Consider the following 16,657-nt stretch of genomic DNA (forward strand, 5'->3'; position numbering starts at 1 on the left):
AAAATGGGATTAGAAAATTAGCGTTCGAGCAGGGCCAGCGCTTTATCCAGCACCGCGGCGCCGCGCATCATGCCGTAGTCGGCCATATCAATCACCGCCACCGCTTTACCCTGCGGCGCCGCCAGCGCGGTCAGGCGGCCGGCTTCGTATTTGACCTGCGGCCCGAGCAGGATGACGTCGGCGTTCGGCAGTTCGCGTTCAAATTCCGCCACCGCTACGGCATAGATTTCCAGCGCCAGCGCGCGCTGCTGGGCTTCCGCTTTCATTTTGTTCACCAGCATGCTGGTCGACATGCCTGCGGCACAACAGAGTACGATTCGTGGCATTGCGCTTCCCCTTTGCGTGTTTATCACTTCAGCCTTCACGACCTATGCGACTATATTGTTAATATTGTGTGATAGTGAAGGCTATATGAAAATAATTTTCACCGATGTGATCGAGGCTCAATTTTTGCGCATCATTTCCTCATGCCATTGCGAAACATCGACGCCAGACATAGGAAATATTCTGCGCAGATGCTATAAAAACGGCTATTCACTAAGTGAAAAATATTTTCAATTCCGGGTACTGCCAAAGGGAACATCAGGATGGATATCGTAGGTCAACTACAGGACGGATTGGTCCGCTTTAGCGCTCAGGAGTCGCGCGTCGCCGCCTTTATTCTGGAAAATCTTAGCTTTACCGCCAGCGCCTCGATTGACGAACTGGCCGCCAGCGCGGGGGTCAGCCCGGCCACCATCACCCGCTTCGCCCGTTCGGTAGGTTGTGATGATATTCGTGATTTACGCAAACAGCTGGCGCAGGCCAGCGAACGGCGCGCCAGCTGGCTCACTCCGGATAGCGCCACCCTGCCCGTCGCCTGGCGCGACAAACTTAGCAGCCTCGGCGATACGCTAACCCGTCAGCTCGGCCACACCGCCGAAGCGGCGGTGGAGAAGTGCAAATCGCGCCTGCTGAGCGCCCGCGCGGTGCATTGCTTCGCCCTCGGCACCCAGGATGTGGCGCTGGCGGCGCTGCTGCAGCACCAGCTGCTGCCATCCGGTATCGCGATTAATCTCTGCCAGGATGCGGCGCTGATGCGAATGACCGCCAGTACCCTTAATGACGATCATCTGCTGCTGGTGCTGGCCACCGCCGAAGCCAATGCCGTATTACAGAGCGCGACGCTGCAGGCGCGTACGCAGGGGGTGACGATTATCGCTCTGACCCCGGAACAGCACGCGCTGGCGGATATGGCCAGCGCCGTGCTTCCCCTGCCCGTCAACCCGCAGCATGCCCGCTACGCCCTGCTGCTGCTTGTCGATCTGCTTAACGATACATTGATTGCCTGAATATTCTGCCCGTTCCCTTCACGATCGGGCCCAATTTTTGCTTATATTTTAAGCGCCTAAATTTACATTTCACGCCAGCGCCCATCATCCGTACTCTCACCTTTTTACCTTGTTCTGGGTCAATAAAATCGCAAACATCTTTGATGCAAATCACTACATATAGAACTTAAAATGCGCCTCGGCCCTACATATTGTATTAATCGTCTATTATGTCACCATATCTTGTCGTTGTTGGGCGGTGATGAGATGTGGATAAAAAGGGCCGGATCCGAAGGCAAACGCCGCTACTCGTAGCGTGGCGCGCTTTTGGGAGACCTTCCGCCTCTGTGGATAACCTGTTCTATATATGGAGTGATCATGACACCGCATGTGATGAAACGTGATGGCTGTAAAGTGCCGTTCAAGTCAGAGCGCATTAAAGAAGCAATTCTGCGTGCAGCTAAAGCAGCGGGAGTCGATGACGCAGACTATTGCGCCACCGTCGCAGAAGTCGTTAGCCAGCAAATGCAGGGCCGCGCGCAGGTCGATATCAACGATATCCAGACCGCCGTGGAAAACCAGTTGATGTCCGGCCCGTGGAAACAGCTGGCGCGCGCCTATATCGAATATCGCCACGATCGCGATATCGAGCGTGAAAAGCGCGGCCGTCTGAACCAGGAAATTCGTGGTCTGGTCGAGCAAACCAACTCATCGCTGCTCAACGAGAACGCCAACAAAGACAGTAAAGTGATCCCGACCCAGCGCGATCTGCTGGCCGGTATCGTGGCCAAACACTATGCCCGTCAGCACCTGCTGCCTCGCGATGTGGTGCAGGCGCACGAGCGCGGCGAGATCCACTACCACGATCTCGACTATTCGCCGTTCTTCCCGATGTTCAACTGCATGCTGATCGACCTGAAAGGCATGCTGACTCACGGCTTTAAAATGGGCAATGCCGAAATTGAGCCGCCGAAGTCTATCTCTACCGCCACCGCGGTCACGGCGCAGATTATCGCCCAGGTCGCCAGCCATATTTACGGCGGCACCACCATTAACCGTATCGATGAAGTGCTGGCGCCGTTCGTCACCGAGAGCTTCAAAAAGCATCGTAAAATTGCCGAAGAGTGGCAGATCCCGGATGCCGAAGGCTATGCCCGTACGCGGACTGAAAAAGAGTGCTACGACGCGTTCCAGTCGCTGGAGTATGAGGTCAACACGCTGCATACCGCCAACGGCCAGACGCCGTTCGTCACCTTTGGTTTTGGCCTCGGCACCAGCTGGGAGTCGCGCCTGATCCAGCAGTCGATTCTGCGCAACCGCATCGCCGGCCTCGGGAAAAACCGCAAAACGGCGGTATTCCCGAAACTGGTCTTCGCCATTCGCGACGGCCTGAACCATAAGTTCGGCGATGCGAACTATGACATCAAACAGCTGGCCTTAGAGTGCGCCAGCAAGCGCATGTACCCGGATATTCTCAACTACGATCAGGTAGTGAAAGTCACCGGGTCGTTTAAAACGCCGATGGGCTGCCGCAGTTTCCTCGGCGTGTGGGAAAACGAGAACGGCGAACAGGTACACGATGGGCGCAACAACCTCGGCGTTATCAGCCTGAACCTGCCGCGTATCGCGCTGGAAGCGAAAGGCGACGAAGCCGCTTTCTGGGCGCTGCTGGACGAGCGCCTGCTGCTGGCGCGCAAAGCGCTGATGACCCGTATCGCCCGTCTGGAAGGGGTGAAAGCCCGCGTCGCGCCAATTCTGTATATGGAAGGCGCCTGCGGCGTGCGTCTGAAAGCCGACGATGACGTCGCGGAAATTTTCAAGAATGGCCGCGCGTCCATTTCCCTGGGCTACATCGGGATTCACGAGACCATCAACGCGCTGTACAACAATCAGCATATGTACGATAGCGAAGCGCTGCGTGAAAAAGGCATCGCCATCGTTCAGCGTCTGCGCGACGCCGTTGAGCAATGGAAGGAAGAGACCGGCTACGGCTTCAGCCTGTACAGCACGCCGAGCGAAAACCTGTGCGATCGCTTCTGCCGCCTCGATACCGCCGAATTCGGCGTGGTACCGGGCGTGACCGAAAAAGGCTACTACACCAATAGCTTCCATCTCGACGTCGAGAAGAAGGTTAACCCGTACGACAAGATCGATTTTGAAGCGCCGTATCCGCCGCTGGCCAACGGCGGCTTCATTTGCTACGGCGAATATCCGAATATCCAGCATAACCTCAAGGCGCTGGAAGACGTGTGGGATTACAGCTATCAGCACGTACCGTATTACGGCACCAATACGCCGATCGATGAATGCTACGAGTGCGGATATACCGGCGAGTTCGAGTGCACCAGCAAGGGCTTTACCTGCCCGAAATGCGGCAATCACGACGCCGCCCGCGTATCGGTGACCCGCCGGGTATGCGGTTATCTCGGCAGCCCGGACGCGCGTCCGTTCAACGCCGGCAAGCAGGAAGAAGTGAAGCGCCGCGTGAAGCACCTGGGCAATGGGCAGATTGGTTAAAGATCAATGCGCTTTTCCCGGATAGCGGCGCGCAGCGCCTTATCCGGGCTACTACTGCCACTGTCGTAGCCCGGCCGAGCTCAGCGACGCCGGGAAATGGCCGCACTCCTTCGTTTTCGCAAAGCAATTAACGTCAGAGCAAGGCGGCAAACGAAGGAATCCCAGACAGCCTGGTGGGTTTCCTCAAATCAGTTGGCGTTGTAGCAAGGCGGCAAACGAGTAAGTCCCGGGGAGCTTACTGGAGTAAGTGACCCGGGCGAGCGAGCGCAGCCAACGACGCTGCAGCGGCAAATGAGAAGAGGAAACAATGAATTATCACCAGTATTACCCCGTCGACATCGTCAACGGCCCCGGCACCCGCTGCACCCTGTTTGTCTCCGGATGCGTCCACGAGTGCCCCGGCTGCTACAACAAAAGCACCTGGCGGGTAAATTCCGGTATGCCGTTCACAACCGGGATGGCCGACCGCATCATTGCCGACCTCAACGATACCCGCATTAAACGCCAGGGGCTTTCACTCTCCGGCGGCGATCCGCTGCATCCGCAAAACGTCGCGGAGATCCTCAATCTGGTTCAGCGCGTACGCGCCGAATGCCCCGGTAAAGATATCTGGGTCTGGACGGGCTATAAGATTGACGAACTGAACGCCGAGCAGATGGAAGTCGTGAACCTGATTAACGTGCTGGTCGACGGTAAGTTTGTGCAGGATTTAAAAGACCCGGCGCTTATCTGGCGCGGCAGCAGCAACCAGGTCGTGCATCATTTGCGTTAATCCCCTCTCCGTCAGCCTCTCAAAACCGGCTGACGCACTCCATGGCTACCGTTTTAAACTCATCGAAGCTACGGGTCGCGGCAAGGCGGCTCATGGCGCGCTCGCGCAGGAAAGTCACGAAAATATCGTAGATCGCCATCGCCTCTTCATACTCGCTCTTGCTGATAGCGAGCAGGAAGATGATATGGGCGGTTTCGTCGCCCCAGGCGATACCCTGCGGGGCGATCACGGTATAGACCACCGTCTTTTTCGCTAACAGGCCGAGGGCGTGCGGCAGCGCAATACCGTCGCCCAGCATGGTGCTGACAATCGCTTCACGCTCGACCACCGAATCATGAAATTCTGCATCGACGAAGCCTTCCTGCTGCAGCTGCTGACACAGCTCGGCGAACAGCGTTTGCTGATCTATCGGCTTATCGATCACCCGGAAGTGGGCGGCATCGAAGTATTTATTCAACATCCACGGACGGGTGCGATCCACCAGCACCAGCTTGCCAATCTGATCTAACTGGTAATCGGTGGGGAACGGCGCGATGGTCACCACCGGTTTGTCTTTTTCGCCGATCCGTACCGTTGAGATGACAAAATCCTCATCGATCGCCTCCCGCTGCTCATATTCACGCTGGGAAATGGTAGCGGCGATCGCCAACTGCGGATATTTACGCTGCAGGATCGCTTCGATCATCCGCACCATCGCATTACTGGTATCGCACACCAGCAGTACGTGCGGCTGGCGCTGGTAGCCGATGTTGTAGTGGCGTTCCAGCCCGACGCCAATATGCAGCACCAGAAAGCCGATTTCGTTTTCGCTGATGGTATAAGGCGTGTATTTGCCCCAGCTCGATACCGCGGCGAGTGTCATATCCCATGCCATCGGATAGTGCTGTTTGATGTTATCGAGCAGCGGATTGGGGATCATTATCTGATAGCGCACGCGGGTGATCATGGTTTTAATGTGGGTCAGCAGATCGGCGTGCAGCTGGGCGTCGTCCAGTAGGTTGTAGTTATACTGACTGTTGATGTAACGCAGAATGTAATTGACCAGCGCTTCATCATCGTCGGCGCTGATGGTTTCCGGATCGACATCCTGTACCTGACGGGCGGCGATATGCACGCACAGCCACTCTTCCTCGGCGGGCGAGAAGGGTTTTCCGGCCAACCGCTGTAGCTCCCCCGCCAAATCGCGCGCGGCGTCGCGGACGTTTTGCGCCACATCTTCGGCGCTAAAATCGGCCAGCGGGTAGCCTTCACTCACGCGGCGTACCACGACCGCGCCGTACAGGCAGATAAAACGCTCGCCGACATCGGTGAGGCGAATATGATGCCGGGTGAGCGTCTCCTGCAGCACCGGTTCCAGTTGCGCAGGAACATCCGCTTCCAGCGCCTCGGCGCTAATCAGCGGATTCATGCCGCCCTGCAGCGTCAGCTCCCACAGTAAATCGGTCAGGCAGGCGCGAATCGATACCTCGCTGCCGAACAGCTTCATGCCGTGGCGCGGGCGGGTTTCAAGAGTCAACTGATAACGCTGGAAGCGCTCGCGCACCTCGACCATATCATTTTGCAGCGTGGCGCGGCTGACGAACCACTCATCGGCCAGATCTTCCAGCTTGATGGAGAACGCCGAGGTCAGGAAACGCACCAGCAAAAAGTGGATGCGCTCCTGGGCGGTACGCGGCACGTGCTGCGTCTTCGGCGCCGTCTCCTCCAGCGCCTGAAAACGCGATCGGTCGTCAATCTTCAGCTGATAGCCGCTACCGCGGTTGAGCGTAAACTGCGCGCCATACTGCGCCAACAGCGCATTCAGCGCGGTGATATCGGCGCGCACGGTACGGGTAGAAACCGACAACCGCTGCGCCAGTTCATCCTGCGGCAGCGTTTCATTTCGCAGCAGGGTGAAGAGTTGCGCTAAGCGTTGGTTGGGAAATCGCATGTCAGTTCCTTGTTGTTACGGCTCAGGGTTGGGCGGATATCACCATCTGCGATGGGCTACCGACCGGCGTGTAGTCTGGGGCAAAGGTTAATTTGCCATCCTTCGGCGCCACGCTAAAACGGGTAATATTATCGCTACGCTGGTTCATGACGTACAGCCACTGCCCCTGATTATCCAGCGTCAGCGTACGGGGGTAATCCCCACGCGTCCAGATATCCTCCTGGTGGCTCAGGCTGCCGTCAGCCAGCACGCTAAAGTGGGCAATGCTGTTATGCAGGCGGTTGGCGACATATAGCTGTTTGCCATCGTTGCTCAACACAAGGCCCGCGGCAAAGCTGGTGCCCTTATACTCTTTCGGCAGCGCGGAAACGGTTTTGCCTTCGCGCAGCAGGCCACTTTGCTTATCCAGATGATAGAAGGTCAGCGTCGACGCTTCTTCGTTAATCAGCCACAAACCATCGCCCTTTGGCGTAAAGACGAAGTGGCGCGGGCCGGCTCCCGGCGACGAGGCGGCGATAAACGGCGGATCGTTCGGCGTCAGCTTACCGCTGGCGCTATCCAGCCGGTACTGATAGATCCGATCCAGCCCGAGATCGGTGGAGTAAACAAACTTCCCACTGGGATCGGCGGCGATCATATGGGCGTGCGGGCCATTGTGATCGCTAATGGCAAAGCTGCCCTCGACGGCCGCCGCCGGACGTTCGGCGCCGGCCGGACCTTCATCCTGATGCACATCCACCGCCTCGCCCAGGCTACCATCTTCTTTCACCGGTAGCACGGCGGTGCTGCCGCTAACATAGTTGGCCACCAACAGATATTTACCATCCGGCGTCAGGGAGAGATACACCGGCCCGGCGCCGCCGGAGGCAACCTGGTTGAGTTCCGCCAGCTCGCCGTTCTTGTCAATTCGCCACGCCTGCACCACGCCTTTTTCGACTTCACTGGCGGCATACAGCGTTTTGCCATCGCGCGATACGGTTAGCTGCGCGACGTTCGGCAACGAGCTCACCAGCGCCTTATCGCGCAGTGCGCCGGTTTTGGCATCGACGGTAAAGCGATACAGACCTTCGCCATTAGGATTATAGGTACCAATCCAGGCGTAGTGGGTTTGCGCGGCGGCGCCGGCGGCAAGCAAAGACAGTGAAGCAACAAGCAGGTGACGAGCGGTTGGCATGGTAACTCCTTGATGGTTCGGTGGGATAAGTTGCCCCTCACCCTTTGAGGGTGAGGGGCAAGGCACTACTTCACTAACTGTTTGGTCATCTCCAGCAACTGGCGCACATCGGCCGGGCGGGTGTTGCCGCTGGCTTTATCGATAATCGAGCTGTAAATATGCGGGATGATTTTACTCACGCCGGCATCCAGGGCGATTTTCAGGATCTCGCTGTAGTTTTCCAGATCGATACCGCCGGTCGGTTCCAGCCAGAAATCGTGCGCGGCGCAGGCTTTGGCGACGGCTTCAAACTCGGCGCGGTGCTTCAGGCCGCCCATCGGGAAGTATTTGATAGAGCTACCGCCCATATCTTTTAACAGCGCGATGGCGGTTTCCAGCGGAACAATCCCATCCGCCGCGCCGCTGCTCAGCGGGCCGGTTGAGATCTTCACCATTCCCGGCGTGCCGGTCGGCGAGACCAGGCCATTCACCACGGTCTCATTCTGCCCGAGCAGCGCGCGGCTGGTAGCCACGCCGGTGAAGACCTGGTTGACGTGCTGCGGCTGCACCTGGCGAGAAATCTCGCTCACCATCGCCGACTGGTTTGGATCGCCTGCGCCCAGCCCGACGGAGAGCGCGTTATCAATCAGCTTCGCGTATTCACGCATATCGGCCACCGCGCTGGCGACGTCCGGATAGTTTTTGGAAAGCACGCCGACCAGTACGTGACCTTCCGCCGCGTCGTAAATTTCACGGGCGTTGTCTTTGCTGCCCGCCAGTACGTTCAGGCACACGCGGTCACGGTAAAAGTTTGGGGTCAGTTTCATGCTTTTTTCTCCTTATTCAGAACTTCTGCGATGCGGCGAGCGACCACCTCTAGCTGCTGCGCGTTCACGCTGCGGACATCGGCTTCGATAATGCCTTCATTCGCTTTATAGCCGCGGAAGTAAATGGCGTATTCGCCCTGCTTCAGGGCGTTAACCAGATCGCCGGTATTCACGCCGGTGGTCGCTTCATCAAATTTAATTTCGGCGCGGGCGATATCACGGCCCGCGCTATCCCACACCACCCGCGCGGTCACGCCGTTGAGAGTGTTGAGCTGTTCGATAAACGGCGTCATCTTGTCCACCATCTGCTGGCCGCTCTCTTTGGTCGCCGTCAGGTAGTGTTCAATGGCGCAGGTCAGGCCGAGAATGCCCTCTTTGCCCACTTTCATCGCCCGGCCAATCCCCATCGACTGGCGCTTAACCCACTCAACGTACTGCGTTTTGCCGATGACCAGCCCGCTGGTCGGCCCTTCAATCGCTTTCGCGCCGCTGTAGATAACCAGGTCGGCGCCCATGCGGTAGTAGCACTGCAAATCTTCTTCCGCCGCCGCATCGACGATCAGCGGTAAGTTATGCTGGCGCGCCACTTCCGCGGCCTGCGCGACGTTAAGCATGCTTTTTTGCACACAGTGGTGGGATTTGATGTACAGAATCGCCGCGGTGCGCGGAGTGATCGCCGCCGCCAGCTGTTGGGCAGAACATTCGTTGGCGTAGCCCGCTTCCACCAGCTTACCGCCGCCCAGCGCCACCATGGTGCCAACCGGCGCGCCGAAGTTGACGTTGTGGCCCTTCGGCAACACGATTTCGTTATTTTCAATCGGGGTAACGTGCAGGTTTTCCAGCAGCCAGTCGCTGTCTTTCACCAGCACCGCCGCGACCGACTGGGCAATCCCCGCCGACGCGCAGGAGACAACGGTCGCCCCTTCCACATCCAGCAGTTTGGCGATGTACTCGCCGGTTTTATTCACCAGGTCTTTCATTTCAAAGTACTGGTTCATACCGGCCATCGCGGCTTCAACCACTTCCGGGCGCGGCGTGGAAACGCCCAGCGCCGTCATTCGGCCAGAAGTGTTAATAACTTGTTTTAAATGGTATTTCTCAAAAATCGAAGGCATGTTCCGCGCTCCCTTGTTCGGTCAGATAGCCCTTGCCCGCGCGAATCGCGGCCAGCGGCACCAGAATGTTGTCAGCCTGCAGGCTCTCTTTTTCGGCATCTACCAGCAACGTGGGCTGATGCTGCAGGCTAAATAGCGTTAAATCGGCATCGAAGCCCTCTTCGAGGCGCCCTTTACGCGTCAGACGCAGCCCCTCGGCGGCGCTGACGGTCACGCAGTCAATGACCTGCGGCAGGGTCATGCCGATGGCGAGGAATTTCGACATCACCAGCGCCAGCGAGCGCACCGGGCCGTCGATACGGTTACGGCAGTAAATATCGGAGCTAATGGTGTGCGGCAGAATGCCCATCGCAATCGCCCGCCGCGCCACTTCAAAGCTGAAACTGGCGGTACCGTGGCCGACATCGAGGCGCACGCCGCGCTGCAGAGCGCGAGTAATGGAGCTGCGCAGCTCGCCGGCAGGATTAAGAATACGGTTCGGCTTGCCGTTATAGCAGTGGGTAATGATGTCGCCACTGCTCAGCAGATCGGCGATTTCATCGAGGTTCGGCGGGTTATTGCCGATGTGCACCATCAACGGCAGATCGCCGTTTTCCTGCTGAATGGCTTTGGCGCGCGCCAGCGGCGTAATGCCGTTTTCGCCGACGACGCTGCTGCTCATCCGCGCCTTCAGGCCGACGATAAAATCAGGATGACGTTGCACCGCCTGCTTCACCGCGGCGGCGTCGATATTAGCCATATTCGCCAGCTCATTCTGCGCAATCAGCCCGACGCGGGAGATGTTGAGCAACGCATAAACTTCCGTCGCCGCTTTACGGGTCAGTTGATAGAAGTCATCGACGTCGTCGGCGCCAGTGCTGCCGGCATCAATCACGGTGGTGACGCCGGTGGCGATGCCGACGCTATCCGGCTCATCGTGATAAATTGGTGAATTCGGGTAGCAGTGAACGTGAGAGTCAATCCAGCCAGCGCTGACGTAAACCTTGCCGTTCAGCTCGATGGTTTTACGGGAGGGCGCGCTAATCTCGCCCAGCGCCGCGATTTTCCCGTCCTGGATGGCGATATCAGTCAGGGTATCGTCGACGAGGCGCGCACGGCGCAGGAGTAAATCAAACATAGCTATCTCCTGATGAAAGAGTGAATCTGTTGCCGGATGGCGGCGTACCGCCTTATCCGGCCTACAAATCGCTCTGACTTGCAGGCCCGATAAGCGCGGCGCCATCGGGCGATTAGCTAATCGCAATCGGGAAGATGGAACCGAGGATCATCGCGCCGAGGATGGCGCCGCCGGTGATCGGTTTCTGCCAGATGTAGAACAGCAGTGCGCCAACCAAAGAACCAATTCCGATAGGAATAGACGCCGTCATCGCACTGAGGATGATCAAGGGGCCGAGGAAGCGGCCGGAGGCGTTACCGGCCCCCATCATCACGTCGGCGCCGTAGGTGGAGTCGCTCTGGTTGATGGTGAACTTACGCGCCAGAATGATGATGTAGCCGACTGCCAGGCCGAGGATCAGGCCGGTTGCCAGCGACGCGGCGAAGTTCGCCACCGGGAAGACAAAGCCCGCGCCGAGCAGCAGCGCCGGTACGCCGAGGCCGATACCGGTCTGAATGGCGCCGCCGATATCCAGAATCCCCACCAGCGAACCTTCGATGATGCGGGCGAACAGGAAGCTTGCGCCGAATGCCGCCACCGCGCCGTACGCGCCGGTATCAATCCCTGCCTTCAACATCGCCACGAAGGCCACTTCGTTAAAGGCGCCGATGCCGTACAGGTAGTACATGTGCGTCCCGGCGAAGACGCCGGAGGAGAGCAGGCCAACAAAGATCGGGAACGACCAGTCGGCATACCAAAAACCTTTATTCTGTTCCATTATCAGGCTCCCGTTACTTGCCGCTGAGTGAGTTGTGGATCATGTCCAGCCAGTTCGGCACGGTCAGATGGAAGGATTCGAGCATCTTCATGTCGAAGCCGCGGAAGAAGCCGCTGAGGACGAACAACGCGACAATGGCAATCATCATCACTTTGGTTACCCGGTTCCAGCCGCTCTCTTCTACGCCTTTACCGATCAGGATCCCCAGTACCAGACCCGGTACGGCGTTCCCCATAATCAGCTGCGCCGCGCCGCCGAAAATCGTCGCCCAGAAGCCTGATTTCTTACCGGCATCGATAGCCGCCAACCAGAAAATCACCGGCATCACGGTGTTCACCAGCAGGTTTGCCGCCGGAACCAATACCTTAACGGCGGTGACCTGCAGCGCTTCCGGTACGGAAGAGGCGGTCAGGTTAAGGAAGGCGACGACGATCATGCCGATGATGCCGCAGGCAATGGCCATTTTTTTCGGATCGTGTAGCGTTTCGCCAACGTTACGATTTTTCACCATCAACGCCGCCGCGCCCCAGTTCGGGATAATGCGGTGGTCAACGTCCTGGGTGAAGGAGCCTGCTGCAACGGAAGAGGCCCAGGCGTTAAAGAAGAAGCCGAGACCAAAAGAGAAGTGAGAAGCCGGATCGCCTTCGCAGGAATTCAGCTCGCCCAAGGTACGAAACGCCCCCATCCCTTGCGTGGTGGGCGCGTGAAACATGCGTGCCGCTCCGGCGCCCACGCCGACGCCGACCAGGCCGCCGATGATGAGCGATTTTATTAAAATTATCAGGAACATAGTCTGACCCTTTGGTAACAATCAGGTTTGCGTGACGAAATCCACTTTATCGAGATCGATGGCGGTCACGTTGACGGTGACGTCCAGCTCCACGCTGTAGGTCCGTCGTTCACGGCGCAAAAAGATGAACAGAAACGCCTCTTTTCGTACCGCTTCACGCGCATGAACAACCGTCACGTCCTGTGGCTCAATACGCAGTAGGATGCGCGATGATGATTTCATCACCGCAGCCTGCACATGGTTCAGGGCATCGGCGAAGGCCCGTGATTTGCTTTCGCCTTTGCCTGCAACCCTCACCGTGGTGGTGAATTGCTCTTTCATACTTATGCGCCGTATTTCTTTTTCCAGGCTTCAACCAGGCGCTCGCCCAGCTCTTCTTTATCCATGAAGCCGAAGCCCAGCACGTTGCAGCCTTCGTTGATGGCGGTGACGCCCTCTTCAATAGAACGCATGCCGTATTTTGCTTTGTAACCGTACTTGGTCTGCGCGGTGATGGCGCCTGCGCCGCCGCTACCGCAGAAGGAGATGCCGAAAGAGGCGTTTTCCGCTTTCATCATGTCGCCAAGTTTCATATCTGCAGCAACGCCAGGGACGACCACTGCATGTGCGCCGGCTTTTTCTGCGCCTGCCGCGACTTTTTGTCCTTTACCCAGACGGTCGCCAATAACTACGGTGATTTGTTCCATGTTTTGCTCCTTACAGGTTTTCTTTTGCGACTTCGAAGTGGACGGACAACAACCAGGCCTCTTCATCAGGCAGGTTGCCGAACTGTGCGACCACTTCGCGGGCCAGCATCATTGAATCTTCAGAAATTTCTTCGAACAGACTGGCATCCACTTCCGGTAGCGGTTCGCCGCTGATTGACCGGTGGGCCATGGCCCGCACGTGGGAAGTCAGCATTTGCTCCTGAACGTCGTTAGGGACGATGTCGTGACGGCTTAACAGGGCGAATACCTGCTGTAACATCTTGTCAGCCAGGCGTTCGGTCTGCGCCGCCTGCTCCCCTACGTCGTTTATTACCGCTCCGTTATTCACTTGTGTTACCCCACTGATGTCTCTGGAATCCAAAGTAGCGCCGGGGGTCAGGAGTTTGTAGCGAGTTGTTTTCCACTTCGAAGTGGAAAGGGAGAAGGCTTAGGTGATCGACTCCACATATTCGCCGGATAAATGTAAAAACAGGCGATATGACGTGATGCGCATCACAACAATGAGCGAGGTTTAGCGGAAAACGACCGCAGAAAGACCGGAAAAAGAAAAGGGAAAAATGTGATACAGGTAGGCTTTTAGGCGGGAGACATCGGCTGACGCCTCCCGAAAATGGCGATTAGCGATACTTCTTATGGTAAGTATTGCGGGTAGTTTTGAAGTCCTCCGCGGCGGCCTGCGCCTCTTTCAGCTTACCAGCGTCAGCTAACTTCAGCGCGCCGTCGATCTGGCCGACCAGCGTTTCCAGACCGTGGCGGAAATCTTTCATCTCCGGGCTATCGGCCGCTTTGCCTTCCAGTTTTGGCGGCGTCTCTTTCTGCGCGTCAACCGCAGCGGTGCGCATCTTATTCAGCGCCGCTTTCAGCTCGCCAATGTCAGAGGTTTTTTGTACCACCTGCAGGTTTTCCGCAAGGGTGTCCATGTCTTCGCCAAGGTCGGCGAACGCCGATGCCGAACCGAGCGCAAAAGCAGAGACGGCCAGCATCGCTAACAGTTTTTTACGCATTGCTCACTTCCTTTTTATTATGAAGATATCAAACGGGCGCTGCAGGACGCGCCCGGCACACAGGTCATTGACCGGCGATTTTCATCTCCGGCAGCAGCACGGAACCACACTGAATATTGCTGCGCGTTTCGATATCGTCGCCGACGGTGACAATATTACGCCACATTTCTTTCAGATTTCCGGCGATGGTGATCTCACTGACCGGATACTGAATTTCGCCGTTTTCTACCCAGAAACCGGATGCGCCGCGCGAGTAGTCGCCGGTCACGCCACTGACACCCTGCCCCATCAATTCGGTGACCACAAGCCCGGTGCCCATCTCTTTAAGCATCTTTGCAAAACTCAGGCCGCGGCCGTTGATGCGCCAGTTATGGATACCGCCGGCGTGGCCGGTGCTTTTCATACCCAGCTTGCGCGCGGAGTAGTTAGTCAGCAGCCACTGGGTCAGCACGCCGTCTTTGATGATGTCGCGACGTTCGGTGCGCACGCCTTCGCTGTCGAACGGCGTGGAGGCCAGCCCCTTCAGCAGATGCGGGTGTTCTTCGATGGTCAGCCACTCCGGCAGGATCTGTTTGCCGAGGGAGTCGAGCAGGAAGGTCGATTTACGGTAGACCGCGCCGCCGGCAATCGCCCCGACCAGATGGCCAAACAGCCCGGTGGCCACTTCGTTGGCGAAGATAACCGGCGCTTTCATCGTCGACAGTTTACGCGGCGCCAGGCGCGACAAAGTGCGACGGGCGCATTCGTTGCCGACCCACTCCGGGGTCTGTAAGTCGCCGATAGCGCGGCCAATGGTGTAGGCATAGTCGCGTTCCATATCGCCGTTTTCTTCGGCAATCACGCAGCTGGAGAGCGAGTGGCGGGTAGAGCAGTAGCTCTGGAGCATGCCGTAGCTGTTACCGAAAACTTTAATTCCATAGTGGCTGTTGAAGCTGCCGCCTTCGGTATTGGTAATGCGTTTGTCGGCCTGCAGGGCGGCCTGCTCGGCGCGGGCGGCCAGCTCGATGGCTTCATCCGGAGAGACCTCCGCCGGATGGAACAGGTCCAGATCCGGGGCGTCAAAGGCCAGCAGTTCTTTATCCGCCACGCCGGCAAACGGGTCCGGCGAGGTGTAACGCGCGATATCCAGCGCCGCCTGCACGGTACGGGCGATAGCGTCCGGGCTCAGGTCGGTCGACGAGGCGCTGCCTTTACGGTTTTGATGATAAACGGTGATGCCCAGCGCGCCGTCGCTATTGAATTCAACATTCTCCACCTCACCGTAGCGGGTGCTGACGCCGATGCCGGTGGTCTTGCTGACGGAGACTTCCGCACCGTCGGATTTGCCTGCCGCCAGTTCCAGTGCCGTACTAACGGCTTCTTCCAGCGTCTTACGCTGCTGTGCAACTTGAGAGATGACTTTCATTGCTAATGCCATAATGTAAGAAGGAGTTAACTGAAGTCTAACAGAGAACCGTTTTTCAGTGCGCGCCTTAACTGGTAACATTAGCCTCTTTTTTAAGGAGCCTGAGATGACAAAGCAGCCCGAAGACTGGCTCGACGACGTGCCCGGTGATGACGTTGAAGATGAAGATGATGAAATTATCTGGGTCAGCAAGAGTGAAATTAAGCGCGATGCGGAAGAACTGAAGCGTCTTGGCGCGGAAATGGTAGACCTTGGTAAGAACGCGCTGGATAAGCTGCCGCTCGATACCGACCTGCGCGACGCCATTGAGCTCGCCCAGCGTATCAAGAAAGAAGGCCGCCGCCGCCAGCTGCAGCTGATTGGTAAAATGCTGCGTAACCGCGACGTCGATCCGATTCGCCAGGCGCTGGATAAGCTGAAGAACCGTCACAACCAGCAGGTTGCGCTGTTCCATAAGCTGGAACAAATCCGCGATCGTTTGATTGATAATGGCGATGATGCGGTCGCAGAAGTATTGAACCTGTGGCCAGACGCTGACCGTCAGCAGCTGCGCTCACTGATCCGTAATGCCAAGAAAGAGAAAGAAGGCAACAAGCCGCCGAAATCCGCGCGCCTGATCTTCCAGTATCTGCGCGAACTGGCCGAAAACGAAGGCTAGTCCCCACGCTAACCGCCATCTCCCGGATGGCGGCGCGTTGCGCCTTATCCGGGCTACCCCATCACCTCTCGCCCTAAATCGCGGGCAAACTGCTGATACTGCGCCGCATCGATCGGCTGCGGATAGCTCAACACCAGCAGTTCATGATCGTCGATCCCTTGATGATAGGTCGGATGGCGGTGCGCCCAGGCATTGGCATGGAATCCCATCGACTGATAAAAACGCAGCCGTTTATGGGCGATTTCGCTGGTGAGCGGATCGATTTCCAGAATGGTCAGCGGCGCGCGCGTCAGGATCTGCGCCAGCAGCTGTTTGCCATAACCGCGCGAACGCAGGGTGTCGTCAATCGCCAGATGTTCGATATAGCTATAACCGGCAAACTGCCAGCAGCCGCTCAGGCCAATAAATCCCCCGTCATCAAACCACGCTTCCAACGCATAGTGCGGGTTGCTCAGCGCCTGAAGTTTGGCGTCGCTTTCGCGCTGTTCGTGCCACGGAAAGGCGCGGGCGTACAGCGCGTCAAGCGTGGCGAAATGGGGCGAGCCGGTAGAAAGTACTCTTTCACAGCTCAGCATCACACAATCCCTGGTGGCAA

General features: G+C 57.5%; 18 protein-coding genes. 4 read left to right on the forward strand and 14 right to left on the reverse strand.

Annotation, left to right across the window (positions count from 1 at the left end; translation table 11 throughout):
- Positions 1-17: 17 nt before the first annotated feature.
- A complete protein-coding gene (locus ABLU86_RS15630; RefSeq protein WP_020079792.1) occupies positions 18-326 on the reverse strand; it encodes a PTS sugar transporter subunit IIB in 309 nt (102 codons plus the stop codon).
- 261 nt (positions 327-587) lie between these two features.
- Here ABLU86_RS15630 and ABLU86_RS15635 point away from each other — a divergent pair, with 261 nt between their 5' ends.
- From ABLU86_RS15635 to nrdG, 3 genes are all read left to right on the forward strand, one after another.
- Positions 588-1,331: a MurR/RpiR family transcriptional regulator gene (locus ABLU86_RS15635; RefSeq protein ID WP_032709706.1), complete on the forward strand. Its 744-nt coding sequence runs from the start codon at positions 588-590 to the stop codon at positions 1,329-1,331.
- A 357-nt stretch (positions 1,332-1,688) separates the two neighbouring features.
- The gene (gene nrdD / locus ABLU86_RS15640; RefSeq protein ID WP_015368566.1) at positions 1,689-3,827 is read left to right on the forward strand and encodes an anaerobic ribonucleoside-triphosphate reductase; all 2,139 of its coding nucleotides are present in this window, start codon (positions 1,689-1,691) and stop codon (positions 3,825-3,827) included.
- 307 nt (positions 3,828-4,134) lie between these two features.
- Positions 4,135-4,599: an anaerobic ribonucleoside-triphosphate reductase-activating protein gene (gene nrdG, locus ABLU86_RS15645; protein WP_015368567.1), complete on the forward strand. Its 465-nt coding sequence runs from the start codon at positions 4,135-4,137 to the stop codon at positions 4,597-4,599.
- Positions 4,600-4,618: 19 nt separating this feature from the next.
- Here nrdG and ABLU86_RS15650 read toward each other — a convergent pair whose 3' ends face one another.
- From ABLU86_RS15650 to pmbA, 12 genes are all read right to left on the reverse strand, one after another.
- Positions 4,619-6,529: a PRD domain-containing protein gene (locus tag ABLU86_RS15650; protein WP_045360318.1), complete on the reverse strand. Its 1,911-nt coding sequence runs from the start codon at positions 6,527-6,529 to the stop codon at positions 4,619-4,621.
- Between the two features lie 22 nt (positions 6,530-6,551).
- Entirely contained in the window at positions 6,552-7,703 is a 1,152-nt protein-coding gene (locus ABLU86_RS15655; protein WP_032715484.1) for a lactonase family protein, read from the reverse strand.
- Between the two features lie 65 nt (positions 7,704-7,768).
- The gene (locus tag ABLU86_RS15660; protein ID WP_020079796.1) at positions 7,769-8,509 is read right to left on the reverse strand and encodes a KDGP aldolase family protein; all 741 of its coding nucleotides are present in this window, start codon (positions 8,507-8,509) and stop codon (positions 7,769-7,771) included.
- A complete protein-coding gene (locus ABLU86_RS15665) occupies positions 8,506-9,624 on the reverse strand; it encodes a DgaE family pyridoxal phosphate-dependent ammonia lyase (RefSeq protein ID WP_015368571.1) in 1,119 nt (372 codons plus the stop codon). The genes ABLU86_RS15660 and ABLU86_RS15665 overlap by 4 nt, the downstream gene beginning before the upstream one ends.
- Complete coding sequence (locus tag ABLU86_RS15670; RefSeq protein WP_015368572.1) at positions 9,608-10,741, reverse strand: amidohydrolase/deacetylase family metallohydrolase; 1,134 nt, start codon at positions 10,739-10,741, stop codon at positions 9,608-9,610. Before ABLU86_RS15670 ends, ABLU86_RS15665 begins: the two co-directional genes overlap by 17 nt.
- A 112-nt stretch (positions 10,742-10,853) precedes the next feature.
- Positions 10,854-11,498, reverse strand: coding sequence for a DUF4310 family protein (locus ABLU86_RS15675; protein WP_015368573.1), 645 nt, complete (start codon positions 11,496-11,498; stop codon positions 10,854-10,856).
- A 13-nt stretch (positions 11,499-11,511) separates the two neighbouring features.
- Positions 11,512-12,288, reverse strand: a complete 777-nt coding sequence (locus ABLU86_RS15680; protein ID WP_015368574.1) for a DUF4311 domain-containing protein — start codon at positions 12,286-12,288, stop codon at positions 11,512-11,514.
- A 21-nt stretch (positions 12,289-12,309) separates the two neighbouring features.
- The gene (locus ABLU86_RS15685) at positions 12,310-12,609 is read right to left on the reverse strand and encodes a DUF4312 family protein (RefSeq protein ID WP_015368575.1); all 300 of its coding nucleotides are present in this window, start codon (positions 12,607-12,609) and stop codon (positions 12,310-12,312) included.
- A 2-nt stretch (positions 12,610-12,611) separates the two neighbouring features.
- Positions 12,612-12,974 (reverse strand): SFCGS family glycine-rich protein, encoded by a 363-nt coding sequence (locus ABLU86_RS15690; RefSeq protein WP_020079798.1) that lies wholly within the window; start codon positions 12,972-12,974, stop codon positions 12,612-12,614.
- 10 nt (positions 12,975-12,984) lie between these two features.
- Entirely contained in the window at positions 12,985-13,323 is a 339-nt protein-coding gene (locus tag ABLU86_RS15695) for a PRD domain-containing protein (protein WP_015368577.1), read from the reverse strand.
- Between the two features lie 289 nt (positions 13,324-13,612).
- The gene (gene cybC, locus ABLU86_RS15700; RefSeq protein WP_015368578.1) at positions 13,613-13,999 is read right to left on the reverse strand and encodes a cytochrome b562; all 387 of its coding nucleotides are present in this window, start codon (positions 13,997-13,999) and stop codon (positions 13,613-13,615) included.
- 64 nt (positions 14,000-14,063) lie between these two features.
- Positions 14,064-15,416: a metalloprotease PmbA gene (pmbA, locus tag ABLU86_RS15705; protein ID WP_020079799.1), complete on the reverse strand. Its 1,353-nt coding sequence runs from the start codon at positions 15,414-15,416 to the stop codon at positions 14,064-14,066.
- A gap of 94 nt (positions 15,417-15,510) precedes the next feature.
- Here pmbA and yjgA point away from each other — a divergent pair, with 94 nt between their 5' ends.
- Positions 15,511-16,062, forward strand: a complete 552-nt coding sequence (gene yjgA / locus ABLU86_RS15710; protein WP_015704200.1) for a ribosome biogenesis factor YjgA — start codon at positions 15,511-15,513, stop codon at positions 16,060-16,062.
- Between the two features lie 53 nt (positions 16,063-16,115).
- Here yjgA and ABLU86_RS15715 read toward each other — a convergent pair whose 3' ends face one another.
- Complete coding sequence (locus tag ABLU86_RS15715; RefSeq protein ID WP_348796214.1) at positions 16,116-16,637, reverse strand: GNAT family N-acetyltransferase; 522 nt, start codon at positions 16,635-16,637, stop codon at positions 16,116-16,118.
- Positions 16,638-16,657: the final 20 nt, after the last annotated feature.

Origin of the sequence: Klebsiella sp. JN_Kp121 (assembly GCF_040062145.1) — a bacterium.
Classification (GTDB): domain Bacteria; phylum Pseudomonadota; class Gammaproteobacteria; order Enterobacterales; family Enterobacteriaceae; genus Klebsiella; species Klebsiella aerogenes.